The following is a 12,197-nucleotide window of genomic DNA, read 5'->3' as shown; positions in this document are numbered from 1 at the left end:
CCACATCCCGTCCGAACATGTGTTCGACCCTACGCCCGGCCGGGGACCCCGAGCAAACCCGCAACCATCCCGTTTGCCCTTATCCACAAGGGAAAACATCACACCCAACCCAGCCAAAAACCGGATATACACAAGCCGCTGACTGACCTCCCGTGCGGACGGGCCATGAGGAGTCCCGGTGAGTATGAAGCAGGGTGGCGTGTGGTACCTCTGCATCCGGGCATCGCCTCAGGTTCAAGGTGCCGAGCGGGTCGGGAGTACAGGTTGAATGGCCCGGGTGGTGGGAGACTCTGGCCTACCGTTTTTCGGCTGGGTTCAAGTCCATCGTTGTCAGGAGTGCTCGTGAGTTCCTCGGTCACCACGACCGTCTCACCGACCCGGCAGGCACTGCATCGTGTGCGCTGGGACCGAAGTGCCCGGCTTGGTGCAGTAGTGGTGATCGCGTTGGTCGTGATCGCCGCAGCGGCGCCGCTGCTCGTGAAGTTGGAAGGTCAGGACCCCTATACCTACAACATCGGTCTGCTCGATCCGGCGCGTAGGAATGCGCCGCAAGGTGCGATCGGTGGGGTCAGCGGCGCGCACTGGTTCGGGGTTGAGCCGCTGACCGGGCGGGACCTGTTCGCGATCGTGGTGCTCGGTCTGCGGACGTCGTTGTTCATCTCGGTCGTGGTCACTTTGATCACCACCGTGATCGGGACGCTCGTCGGGATCAGCGCGGCGTACTTCGGCGGCTGGTACGACGCGGTGGTGTCGCGGCTGCTGGACTTCCTCTTCGGGTTTCCGCAACTGGTCTTCATGATTGCCCTGGGCATCATTGTGCCGGCTGGATTCCCGCGCTGGTTGTTGCTGATCGTGGTGCTGAGTGTGTTCGGGTGGGCCGGGCTTGCGCGGTTGATTCGTGGTCAGGCCAGGTCGCTCGTGAGGCGGGAGTTCGTCGAGGCCGCACGTTCGGTCGGGTCGAGCGGCTGGCAGGTGATCGCCCGCGAGTTGCTGCCGAACCTGCTCGGCCCTGTGCTCGTGGTCGCGACTATGGCCGTGCCGGGATTCATCGGACTCGAAGCCGCGCTGTCGTTCCTCGGCGTGGGTGTCCCGCCGCCGACACCGGACCTTGGCCGGTCGATCTCCGACTCGATCGTGTGGGTCTACACCGGTGCGGACCCGTGGTTCCTGGTGTTCCCCGGCGCGATGCTCTTCCTCGCCGTGCTGGGATTCACCCTGCTCGGCGACGGCGTACGGGACGGGTTCGACGTGCGGCTGCGGAGGGCGAACTGAGATGCCCGACATGGTGTGGTTCGTGGTTCGCCGGTTGCTCGCGACCGGGCTCGTGATGCTCGCGCTGAGCCTCGCTGTCTACCTGATCTTCTACGCACTGCCGGCAGACCCGGCTCGCCTCGGCTGCGGCAAGCCCTGTACTCCGGACCGGCTGGAGCAGGCGCGGCTGTTCATGCAACTGGACCAGAGCACGATGCAGCAGTACCTGGCTTTCCTCGAAGGAATCGTGGCCGGCAGGACCTTCGGGGAGGGCACCGCCGCGGTCCAGTGCAACGCCCCCTGCTTCGGGTACTCCTTCCCGCTGGCAAGGCCGGTCACCACGCTGATCCTCGATCGGCTGCCGATCACCGTCTCGATCGCGATCGGCGCGGCGATCCTCTGGCTCGTGGTCGGGGTCCCGCTCGGTGTCGGCGCCGCCCTCCGAAGGGGCAAGGCGCTCGACCGGTTCGCCGTCGGATTCGCGCTGATCGGAGTGGCCGCGCCCTCGTTCCTGGTGGGGCTGCTCGCGATCCTGGTCTTCGGGTTCTGGCTCAACATGGTGCCGGTCAACGGGTACGTGCCGTTCACGCAGAGCCCGGTGGACTGGGCGTGGCACCTGATCACTCCCTGGGTGGTGCTAGCCGCGCTCTCGGCCGCGTCGTACATCCGATTGACCAGGGCTCAGATGCTCGAAGAGCTGAATCGCGATCACATCACCACCGCCCGGGCCAAGGGCGCGGGGGAGAGACGGGTGGTTCTCGTCCACGGTCTCCGTGGCGTGCTGGTGCCGATCGTGACGCTGTTCGGACTGGATCTCGGCGGCCTGCTGGGCGGCGCGATCCTGACCGAGAAGGTGTTCAGCATGCGGGGCCTGGGGGAGCTGCTGATCAACGCGGTCGGTCAGCTCGACGTAGCCGTGGTGGTTGGTGTGACCTTGTTCTCGGCGTTTCTGGTGATCCTCGCGAATCTGGTGGTGGATGTGCTGCACGGCGTACTCGACCCGAGGGTGCGTCATGCCTGAACAGACAACTGACAAGGATGTGCTCGAGGTCCACGACCTGCACGTGACCTTCCGGACCGAGGGCGGGCTGGTGCCTGCCGTCGACGGCATCGACTTTTCCGTTGCCCCCGGTAAGACTCTCGCCATCGTTGGCGAGTCAGGCTCGGGCAAGAGCGTCAGCTCGGCCGCGGTGATGGGGTTGCTGCCGTCAAACGCCGAAATGAAGGGCGAGGTGCTGCTGAGCGGTCGCGAGCTGACCGGGCTGTCGAAGGACGAGCTCCGCAAGGTCCGCGGCAACGACATCGCGCTGGTCTTCCAGGACGCGCTCTCTGCCCTCAATCCCTACTACACCGTGGGTTGGCAGGTTGCCGAGGCGTACCGGTTGCACCACGACGTCTCCAAGAAGGAGGCTCACAAGCGGGCCGTCCGGATGCTCGACCTGGTCGGCGTCCCGTCCGCCGACCAGCGCGCGAACAGCTACCCGCACGAGTTCTCCGGCGGGATGCGCCAGCGCGTGGTGATAGCCATGGCGCTGGTGAACGACCCGACGGTGCTGATCGCCGACGAGCCGACCACCGCGCTCGACGTCACCGTGCAGGCCCAGATCATGCGGCTCCTCGAAGACATCCAGACCGAGTTCGGAACCGCTCTCGTGCTGATCTCGCATGATCTCGGTGTGGCCGCCGAGGTCGCGGACGACGTGCTGGTCATGTACGCCGGACGCGCGGCCGAGTGCGGCACCGTGCGGGACCTCTTCCATCGCGCGGCCCATCCGTACAGCCTGGGCTTGCTCGGCGCGACGCCGCGGGTCGACGTACCACCGAAGCCGCGGCTGACCACGATCCCCGGCAGCCCGCCCTCGCCTGGTTCGATTACGACCGGCTGCCCGTTCCAGCCGCGCTGCGCCTACACCGAACGCGTCGGAGAGCGCTGCATCACCGAACGCCCGGAGCTGACCCCACGCCCCGGCGAGGGCTATCACGAAGCGGCCTGCCACCTCGGCCGCCGTCCGCAGGGGGTAGCGCTGTGAGCACCGATGAGCTGCTCCGCCTCAACGGAGTGAAGAAGTACCCAGTGCTACAAGGTGCAGGACGTCTGCGCGACGACCCGCCCGGTGCTGGAACCGGTGGCAGCTGGCGACCACCGCGTCGCCTCCTACTTCCCCGAAACTCTCGAGCCCCTACTGTCTTCGGCCTTAGCAAGTAGGTCCGCAGCTCAGGTGCGCCCCTCGGTCTCCTGAGCTGCGGACAGCGCCGGCTGGGTCTCGGCATCGAGGCCCCAGTCGGCGTGCATCACGGTGTAGCCGGCCTTCTCCGCTGCCTGGCACACCTTGACGTCGTCGTCGACCAGTACTGCGACCGGGCGCTCCTGGGCGAGGGTGCGCAGCCGAGCGAGCTTCATCACGGCCGACGGCCGGCGGTCGTTGTTGCCGCGCATCAGCAGCTTGCCCTCGGGGAAGCCGTTGTCCTTCAACCACTTGACGGTGTCGCGCCTGAGCCGCTCGGGTCTGCCGGTCAGGTAGACGATGTCGTGCCCCTCGGCGAGGGTTGTGGCCACGGCCAGGCCCTCGTCGAGTACGGCGTCGTCCTTGGCATGGGCGAAGAACGAGTCCCAGTCCTTCGGGCGCTTCTCGACGAAGTGGATCCGCTTGCTCGTATCGGACAAGGTCGCGTCGATATCCAGTACGGCGTACGGGCGTCGGTCGTCAGGCACGTTCTCCAGCTAACCAGGTGGCACGGTCGACAGGCCCGCGGGCCGCGCTTCAACCGGATTTCAGGTGTTCGGATGGCGGGCAACAGCGGGGTTGTGGGTGTGTTGGTTGCGTGGTTGTCGGTGGGGCGGGTTAGCGTTCTCAGCGCGATGGAAGACTCGATCACGTTTCTGCACAGTTCGGACTGGCAGCTGGGCATGATGCGCCGGTTCCTGGGACCGGACGGCCAGGCCCGCTGGGCCCAGGCGCGGCTGGATGCCGTCATGCGGATCGGTGACGTCGCGAAGCAGACCGGCGCGGCCTTCGTCGTGGTCACCGGGGACGTGTTCGAGCACAACCAGGTCGAGCGGCAGACGATCTTGCGTGCTTGTGAAGCGCTGAAGCGGATCGAGGTCCCGGTGGTGCTGTTGCCGGGCAACCACGACGCTCTTGAGCCCGGCTCGCTCTGGACCTCCGCGCAGTGGACCGGCCACGCGCCCTCGCACGTCATGGTCGTCACCGATTCCAAGCCGATCGAGATCCTTCCGGGCCTCGAGATCGTCGGTGCGCCCTGGCGTTCGCGGCGACCGCTGGCAGACCCGGCCGCACCTGGGTATGCCGAGCTGCCCCCGGCCCCGGAAGGCACCAAGAGGATCCTGCTCGCGCACGGCCAACTGACCAGCCTCAGCGGCGGGATGTCCGACGTACCGACCATCGATCAGGTGGCCCTGGAAGCGGCGGTGGCCGACGGCCGGCTGCACTACGTCGGTCTGGGGGACCGGCACTCGACGACCGAGGTGACCGAGCGGATCTGGTTCTCCGGCACGCAGGAGGTCACCGCGCCGGAGGAGACCCACCCGGGCAACGTGCTCAAGGTGACGCTCGGCGCGGACGCGATCGAGGTCGAGCCGGTCCGTGTCGGCGCCTGGCACATGGTCGAGCATCATGCCGAGTTGTACGACGAGGAGTCGTTGGCGGCGTTGGAGGACTGGTTCGCCGAACTGCCGGAGAAGGAGCGGACCTATGTCCGGCTCGCGGCCGACGGGTCGTTGCCGTTGCCGCTGCTGAGCCGGCTCGACGCGATGGTCGACGCGCAGAACGAGGTGTTCGCGAGCGTCGAGCGGTGGGCGAAGTTCTGGACGGTCCGGCCGGCTCCGGACGCGGCCGATCTGGACGCGTTGCAGTTGAGCGGTCCCGCGCGGGCCGCGATGGAGGAGTTGCGCCAGGCACTGGCCGGCGGAGACGAAGGAGCCGGTGCGGCCTTGACGTTGATGCACCGATTGGCGCGGGACGCGGGATGAGGCTGCACAGCCTGACGCTGCGGAACTTCCGTGGCGTCAAGGACCGTTCCGTTTCCCTGCCGGCGATCGGGACCACCGTGGTGGTCGGCGACAACGAGGTGGGCAAGTCCAGCCTGGTCGAGGCGTTCGCGCTGGTCTTCGAACTGCCCGACGACTCCAAGGCCAAGCGGATCGCCGACATCCAGCCCGTCGGTCAGGACGTCGCGCCCGAGGTGACGGTCGAGCTGACACTGGGCGGCCGCGAGCTGACCTACACGAAGCGCTGGCTGAAGAACCGTGCCACCGAGCTGGCCATCGTCGACCCGGACGGGCGGCGGCAGTCGTGGACGGGGCGCGAGGCGCACAACGAGGCCGAGCGGCTCTTCGCCGAGAACGTCGATCCCGTGCTCTGGCAGACGTTGATGGTCAGCCAGGGTCAGTCGCTCGTGCTGCCGACTCCGGCCGACGCCGAGCCGCTGATCACCGCCGTGACAGCAGAATCCGGTACGCCGGTCGACGGCGCGTCCATGCCCCTGGTCACCGCGGTGGAGCACGAGTATCTGCGTTACTGGACCAGAGGTGGTCGCCCCACCGGTGAGTTCGCCAAGTCCGCTCAGTGGGTCGCGACCGCCGAGCTGACCGCCGCGCAGGCGCTGAAGGCGATGGACGAGGTGGTCGCCGACATCCGCCGCGCCGAGCGGCTCGCCCTGGATCTGGAGGACCTCAGCGGCCGGCTCGGCGAGCACCTGAAGTCGGTCGAGGAACTCCGGATCAGGAAGAAGGACACCGACGAGATCCTGCTGCGGAGGGACTCCGTCCGGGCCCGGGCCGAGACCGCGCGGGCGAGACTGGAGAACCACACCCGCACCCGGGTCGAACGAGAACGTCTGCTCGCTGAGGTCGCGCGATTCACCGAGGCCGATGCGGAGCTGGCCAAGCGGCGTACGGATGCCGAGACGGTCGCACGCAAGGCGGCGGAAACCGTACGCGCGGCCGAGGCGGCGTTGGCCGAGATCGTCGAGCTCAAGGAAGAACGCCGCGGCGACGTCCACGAAGCGGAGCGCCTCGTCTCGAAGCTGGCAGACCGGGCCGAGCTCGACCGACTACTGGTCCAGCAGAGCGAGCTGGTCGACGTCCGGGCTCGCATCGCCGCCGCGGGCATGGTCCTCGACGGCGTCAAGGTCGATGACGCAGTGGTAGCGGCACTCGAGGACGCCCGCGCGAAGGTGGTCGAGGCCCGCGCCGCGCTGGCCGCCGGCGTGCCGGAAGTCTCGGTACGACGGGTCGGCGCGGAGGTGGTCTTGTTGTCCGGGACCGGCCTCGACGCAGGGGCCGGCGTCAAGGTGCCGGGCGAGCTGGAGGAGGACGTCCAGCTGCTGGTGTCCGGGGAGCTGGTGGTCGACGTACCGGGACAGGTGGAGGTGAGGGTCCACGCGGGTGGCGAGGCGGCCACTCTGCGATCCCGGCTGGATGAGGCAGTCCGGCTGGAGAAGGACCTGCTGAAACAGGCCCGGGTCAAGGACCTCGCGGCCGCGCGGGAGTTGCTGCGCAAGGCTGACATGGTGTCCGCCGAACTCCAGGAAGCCCGGCGGACCGAGCGTTCGCTGACGGCCAACGGCGATCCGAGTGAGCGGATCGCCTTGCTGTGTGCGCGTCTGGGCATCTCGGCAGCGACGGGCGAGGTGGAAGAGGACGAGCCGAAGCCGTCCGGTAAGCAGCTGCCGCCGGTCGAGGACGTGCCGGGGCAGATGTCGCTGTTCGAGGAGTTCGAGGAAGACACCTTCGACTTCTCCGACCTCGTCGTACCGGCGATGGAAGGCGGCGATCTCGGGGCGGCAGAGCGTGCGCTGGAGGATGCTCGGGCCGAGCTGGCGGTGGCTGAGCGGCTGCTTTCGGACGCGGAGTTCGCGGCGGCGCAGGCACGGAAGGCGGCCGACGAGGATCGGTCGGAGGCCCAGCAGGCGCGAGCCCGCTCGGAGCTGGCGGAGGAGCGGTTGGCTGCGGCCGTCGAAGCTCTCGTGGCCGCGCGGGCGGTGCTTGCCGACGAGGAGGTCGAAGGTGAGGAAGAGAAGGCCACTGCCGAGGTCGAGGCGGTGCTTGACGAGCTGACCGCGGTCCAGGCGCAGGCGCATGAGGCCGGCGCGGATGAGGCTGCTGGTGCGCTCAACGACGCGTTGGCGGTAGCGACCCGCTTGCAGGGAGAGCGCGACGTGTTGCGGGACTCGTTGCGGACCACCGAGGGACGGCTGGAGCAGTCCGGGCGCGATGGGCTGGCGACGCGGCGGGACACGGCCGAGCTCGAGTTGGCGGCGATCCGGGCGGAGCATGAAGGTCTGAAGCGCCGGGCGGATGCCGCTCGGCGGGTGTACGAGACGCTGGGCCGGCATCGCGCGGAGGCGCAGACGAAGTACTCCGAGCCGTTGCAGACGCGGATCGAATCGCTCGGGCGGAGCGTCTACGGCCCGAGCTTCAAGGTCTGGCTGGACGACGACCTGGCGGTTGCCGAGCGCGAGTTGGACGGCGCCAGGTTGCGGGTGGAGTCGCTGTCGACGGGTGCACAGGAGCAGCTCGCGATCATCACCCGGCTGGCGATCAGTCACCTGGTCAGCACCGGCGAGGGCAGCGTGCCGGTGATCTTCGACGACGCGCTCGGCTGGTCAGACAAGGGCCGACTGCGGGACATGGGTGCACTGCTCGGCCGGGCCGGGGATCACGGCCAGGTGATCATCCTGACGTGCATGCCGGAGCGCTACGAATACGTGCCCCGGGCAACCTTCATCAAGCTCGAAGCCTGAGGCCTAGTGGTCGTCGGGTGAGCCTTGCTCGCTCCTGCGGTCGGCCTGGACTCGCAGCTCGTAGTGCGACTGGTGTGCTGTCGTGCGGTAGAACTCGTCGTAGGCGGCCACCGCACCGGCGAGGGCCGCGCCCGCAGTGCCGTGACGCTTGGCGAGCCGTGCAAGCCACGTCAGGACGGCCAGCGGCACCATCAGACAGACGGTGAAGATCACCAAGGCCAGCAGCGCGTCCACGCCAAGAGCCTACGTCGGTCTCGGGTCAGGCCATCGCGATCAAGGCGGCGGCAGGCAAGGTCGGGGTGGTGGCGCCGGGGGCGTTCTCGACCGTGAGGCCGAGGGCGATCTTGTCTGCGATGCCGCCTCGGATGAGCTTGGACTCATCGCCATTGGGCTGTCCGCTGGCGAGGCCGGCGGAGTGCATCACCTTGGACTTGTCCATCAGCCAGAGCTGGTAGGTCTTGCCGTCGGGCAGGTTGGGCAGGTCGTGCAGCAGCACGATGGCGGTGTCCTTCCTGGGTGACATCACCACGGCCGCCTGGCCACCGCCCTTGACGTTGCCGCGCACTGTCTGCGCGTCCGGCTCAGCCAGCAGGGCGGCGAGTTGCTCGTTCTGCTGCTTGGTCTTGTTGTTGTCGCGGTACTGATCGATCGCGATACCGCCTGCTCCGGCAACTGCCAGACCCGCTGCGGCCAGGGAGAAGAACGACCTGCGGCTGAAGCCCTTGCGCTGTGCTTCGACCCCTGCCGCGGGGGACTCGTCGGCCTTGAGCAGCGGTGGAAGTTGGCGGGTGGTGGCGATCTCGGCGAGCACGCGGGTCTTCAAGGCGTGCGGCGGCTCGCTGGCGACCGCAGTACCGAGTTTGTTGGCTGCTTCGCGGAGTTCGGTCACTTCCGCGCTGCAGGACTGGCAGTCGGCGAGGTGGTCCTCGAACCCGACCCGCTCGTCCTCGGGCAACGCGTTCAACACATAGGGTCCGGTCAACGCGTGCACTTCCGGTGTGGTCATGTCCCTCACCTCCCCGTCACACCCAGGCAGTCGCGCAGCCGGATCAGGCCGTCGCGCATCCGCGCCTTGATCGTCGCGAGCTTGGCATCGAGTAGCTCCGCGACTTCTCGATACGAGTATCCGCCGTAGTAGGCGAGCGTCACGGACTCCCGTTGCAACTCGGTGAGCGAGCCCAGACAGTGGCGGACCTGTTCGACCTCGAGGTTGGTGGTCACCGTTTCGGCGACCTCGTCGTACTCGGTGGTCGAGGAGGCGGCGGCGACCGCCTGTTCCCGATCGGTGCTCGACTGCTCGGACCGGACCCGGTCGATCGCCCGACGGTGCGCCATCGTCAGGACCCACGAGGTGAGGGAGCCGCGGTCGGCGTCGTACCGGGTCGCGGTCCGCCAGATCTCGACCATCACCTCCTGGGTCACCTCCTCCGACTGGGCCGGATTCCGCAGCACCCGCCGGATCAGGCCGTAGACCCGGGGCGCCATCAGGTCGTAGAGCTGCGCGAAGGCGACCGAGTCACCCCGGGCCACCCGCGCCATCAGGTCGGCCGGCGAACCGGAGGCTGCATCGACAACCACCGGCCACGGGAGGGCCGTCGACTCTTCGCTCACAGGTCGCATCCCCTTCGTCGGTGGTCCAGGTCGGATGCAGTTCGGAGCGGAGGCGCCAGCGGATGGGTCAGCGCAGGACGCGTTCGGGTGCGCTGTAGATCACACAGCGCTCGCCCCGCGTCCAACCGACCAGGGTGATGTCGAACCGGCGGGCCAGGTCGACGGCAAGGCTGGACGGCGCACCGACTGCCACGATCATGCCGAGACCGGCAGCAACCGCTTTCTGGATGATCTCGTAGCCGGCCCGTCCGCTGACCACGAGTGCGAGGCCTTTGCGGCTTTGCTGGTTCAGGACGCTCCAGCCGACCACCTTGTCGACCGCGTTGTGCCTGCCGACGTCCTCCCGTACGACGACCTTGCGGCCATCTGGCGCGAACAACCCGGCCGCGTGCAGCCCACCGGTCCGCCCGAACGTGGGTTGTGCCTCCCGCAACAGATCAGGGAACCGGCGTACTACGTCCAGTGGAACCTCCACCGGATCCACTGGTTCGTAGTTCCGGTCGGCGAGTTCGTCCAGGCTCTGCTGGCCGCACACGCCACACGCGGCCGAGGTGACGCCGTACCGCTGAGGTGGTTCGCGATCCGGAGGACCGTCGAAGGTGACCGTGACGGTGTTGAACTGCTGCTCGCGGGTCAGCTTCACATCGGTGCAGTAGGCAACCGTGTCGATCGCCCCCGGCCGTACTGCGAAGCCTTCGCCGAGGCAGAACCCGGCTGCGAGCTCGAAGTCGGAGCCGGGGGTGCGCATCGTCACGACGAGGGGTTCCGGCGGACGCCCGGGCCACTCGAGTCTGAGCTCCAGTGGCTCCTCGGTCACGACGACATCCTCGCGTCGTGACGTCTTCTCCCCGTCCAGCACTTCGACCTTGAACCTGGTGGTCGGCCCTTTGCTCATAGTCCCAACTTAAGCCTTCACCAGCCGCGGCGTACTGCGAGCCAGTCCAGGAAGGCCCAGCCATACAGGCGCTGGTGGCGTCGGAGCTCGGGCGTGCAGCCGGGCGGAGGCGGTGCGTCGAGGTTGTTGAGCATGTAGACGGCGATCACCGCGACCACGCAGTCGAGGTGATCAGCAGGCGTGTTGGCCGTGAGCGGGTTCGTCCGGACCGCGGCGAGCGTGTCGATTCCGGCGCGGTGGGCCACGGGGAGGAGGCACACCCAGTCGAACCAAGCGGGGCCGAGGCTGAGCCAGTTCCAGTCCAGCGTCCAGCAGCGGTCGTCCGTGTCTACCAGCAGGTTGTCGGGGCGGAGATCACCATGGACTGCCGAGTCGCCCGCGAGTGCTTCCGGATAGAGGTCCACCAGGTCCTGGAGCTCCTGGAGCCGTCGTGGCAGCCAGGGCTGGAAACCGTCAGGCCGGGGGCGGTCGCCGCCGAGGATCTCCGCGGGGAGCCGCCGCGGGAATCCCAGGCTCTCGATCTCCACGGTGAAGGCGTCAAGCCCGGGTAGCGGGCTCGGGCTGAGGGAGTGGGCTGTCGTCAGGCAGTTGGCGGTCACCGTGTCGAAGTCGCGCCGGGTCCACGGAGTGCCCGGCATCCTGCCCACGACCCGCTCGGCCGCGAGCGCGAACCAGTCGATCCCGTCGTCCGTGGCGTATGCGGTGGCGACGATCGGGGGCACCCGTACTGCGGGCGGCAACTGAGGGACGACCTCGGCCTCGCGTTGGTAGGCGTCGTACGCGTGGGTCGAGCCGGCGGCTGCTTTCACGAAGACCTCGCGGCCGTCGGCGAGTCGGAGCGGTGCGGCGAACCCGCCGGTGAAGCCGGAGCCCACGGAAGGGCCGGCCTCGGCGATCTCGGTGCCGAGGGCAACGGCGAGAGAACGCCGCAGAGAGAGCGGGAGAGCGCTCCACGGTGGTCTCGCCGAGGTGGCGCTGTAGTCGACGTCCGGCGGTCCGCTCATGCGGCAGACCTTAACCAGTTGCGTCCGTTACCGTGCGGGGGTGGACGGGTCGGTGGCGCTGCAGGTGCTCGATTTGGTGGGAATCTTCGTGTTCGGGATCACCGGGGCACTGGTCGGCGTGCGGAAGAAGCTGGACGTGTTCGGCATCCAGGTGCTGGCGCTGGTGACAGGGCTCGGCGGCGGGTTCCTCCGGGATGTGCTGATCGGCGCGACGCCGCCGGCGGCGCTGGCGGACTGGCGGTATCTGGCGGTCCCCGTGGTCGCCGGGTTGACGACGTTCTTCCTGCATCCAGGGATCGGGCGGGTGGAGCGGCTGGTGAACGTGTTCGACGCTGCGGGCCTCGCGTTGTTCTGTGTCACGGGTGCTCGGAAGGCGCTCGATTTCGGCTTGTCACCGCTCTCGGCCGCGCTGCTCGGGACGATCTCGGGGATCGGCGGCGGAGTCGTCCGCGATGTTCTGTCGGGTCGGGTGCCGGTGGTTCTCCGGAGCGAGATCTACGCGACCCCGGCCTTCCTCGGCGCGGGGATCGTCGTCCTGGCTGACTCGGCGCACTACGACGCCGCTTGGGTGACGATCGCGGCGGCGGCGGTCTGCTTCGCCATCCGCCTGCTCGCCATCCGGCGCGGCTGGAACGCCCCGCTACCCCGCGTCCCGTAGCAGACCTCGATGC

12 protein-coding genes are annotated in these 12,197 nt (G+C 68.3%); 6 read left to right on the top strand and 6 right to left on the bottom strand.

All coding sequences use genetic code 11. The features are described from left to right. Positions 1 to 342 precede the first annotated feature (342 nt). From ABD210_RS30500 to ABD210_RS30490, 3 genes are read left to right on the top strand one after another with little or no spacing between them, the layout of a single operon-like run. The gene (locus tag ABD210_RS30500; protein ID WP_344116235.1) at positions 343 to 1,272 is read left to right on the top strand and encodes an ABC transporter permease; all 930 of its coding nucleotides are present in this window, start codon (positions 343 to 345) and stop codon (positions 1,270 to 1,272) included. Position 1,273: 1 nt separating this feature from the next. Next, positions 1,274 to 2,272 (top strand): ABC transporter permease, encoded by a 999-nt coding sequence (locus ABD210_RS30495; protein WP_344116233.1) that lies wholly within the window; start codon positions 1,274 to 1,276, stop codon positions 2,270 to 2,272. Beyond that, positions 2,265 to 3,281: an ABC transporter ATP-binding protein gene (locus ABD210_RS30490; RefSeq protein WP_344116231.1), complete on the top strand. Its 1,017-nt coding sequence runs from the start codon at positions 2,265 to 2,267 to the stop codon at positions 3,279 to 3,281. Before ABD210_RS30495 ends, ABD210_RS30490 begins: the two co-directional genes overlap by 8 nt. A 185-nt stretch (positions 3,282 to 3,466) precedes the next feature. Here ABD210_RS30490 and ABD210_RS30485 read toward each other — a convergent pair whose 3' ends face one another. Next, positions 3,467 to 3,964 (bottom strand): phosphatase domain-containing protein, encoded by a 498-nt coding sequence (locus tag ABD210_RS30485; RefSeq protein WP_344116229.1) that lies wholly within the window; start codon positions 3,962 to 3,964, stop codon positions 3,467 to 3,469. A gap of 147 nt (positions 3,965 to 4,111) precedes the next feature. Between ABD210_RS30485 and ABD210_RS30480 the strand changes: the two genes are divergently transcribed. Continuing rightward, entirely contained in the window at positions 4,112 to 5,242 is a 1,131-nt protein-coding gene (locus tag ABD210_RS30480; protein ID WP_344116227.1) for a metallophosphoesterase family protein, read from the top strand. Next, positions 5,239 to 8,016 (top strand): AAA family ATPase, encoded by a 2,778-nt coding sequence (locus tag ABD210_RS30475; protein ID WP_344116225.1) that lies wholly within the window; start codon positions 5,239 to 5,241, stop codon positions 8,014 to 8,016. Before ABD210_RS30480 ends, ABD210_RS30475 begins: the two co-directional genes overlap by 4 nt. A 3-nt stretch (positions 8,017 to 8,019) precedes the next feature. Here the strand turns inward: ABD210_RS30475 and ABD210_RS30470 are convergent, their stop codons facing one another. From ABD210_RS30470 to ABD210_RS30450, 5 genes are read right to left on the bottom strand one after another with little or no spacing between them, the layout of a single operon-like run. After that, the gene (locus tag ABD210_RS30470; protein ID WP_344116223.1) at positions 8,020 to 8,250 is read right to left on the bottom strand and encodes a hypothetical protein; all 231 of its coding nucleotides are present in this window, start codon (positions 8,248 to 8,250) and stop codon (positions 8,020 to 8,022) included. Positions 8,251 to 8,275: 25 nt separating this feature from the next. Then, positions 8,276 to 9,022, bottom strand: coding sequence for an anti-sigma factor (locus ABD210_RS30465; RefSeq protein ID WP_344116221.1), 747 nt, complete (start codon positions 9,020 to 9,022; stop codon positions 8,276 to 8,278). A 5-nt stretch (positions 9,023 to 9,027) separates the two neighbouring features. Then, the gene (locus ABD210_RS30460; RefSeq protein WP_344116219.1) at positions 9,028 to 9,636 is read right to left on the bottom strand and encodes a sigma-70 family RNA polymerase sigma factor; all 609 of its coding nucleotides are present in this window, start codon (positions 9,634 to 9,636) and stop codon (positions 9,028 to 9,030) included. A gap of 58 nt (positions 9,637 to 9,694) precedes the next feature. Beyond that, positions 9,695 to 10,522 (bottom strand): formate dehydrogenase accessory sulfurtransferase FdhD, encoded by an 828-nt coding sequence (fdhD, locus tag ABD210_RS30455; protein WP_344116218.1) that lies wholly within the window; start codon positions 10,520 to 10,522, stop codon positions 9,695 to 9,697. A gap of 17 nt (positions 10,523 to 10,539) precedes the next feature. Beyond that, a complete protein-coding gene (locus tag ABD210_RS30450) occupies positions 10,540 to 11,526 on the bottom strand; it encodes a phosphotransferase family protein (protein WP_344116215.1) in 987 nt (328 codons plus the stop codon). Positions 11,527 to 11,566: 40 nt separating this feature from the next. On the opposite strand from ABD210_RS30450, the gene ABD210_RS30445 reads away from it, so the two are divergent. Further along, positions 11,567 to 12,184: a trimeric intracellular cation channel family protein gene (locus ABD210_RS30445; protein WP_344116213.1), complete on the top strand. Its 618-nt coding sequence runs from the start codon at positions 11,567 to 11,569 to the stop codon at positions 12,182 to 12,184. Positions 12,185 to 12,197: the final 13 nt, after the last annotated feature.

The sequence above is a fragment of the Kribbella alba genome, assembly GCF_039529635.1.
In the GTDB taxonomy this organism is placed as follows: domain Bacteria; phylum Actinomycetota; class Actinomycetes; order Propionibacteriales; family Kribbellaceae; genus Kribbella; species Kribbella alba.
Note: the sequence above shows the minus strand (reverse complement) of the source record. Positions and strands in the feature narration are given on the sequence as shown.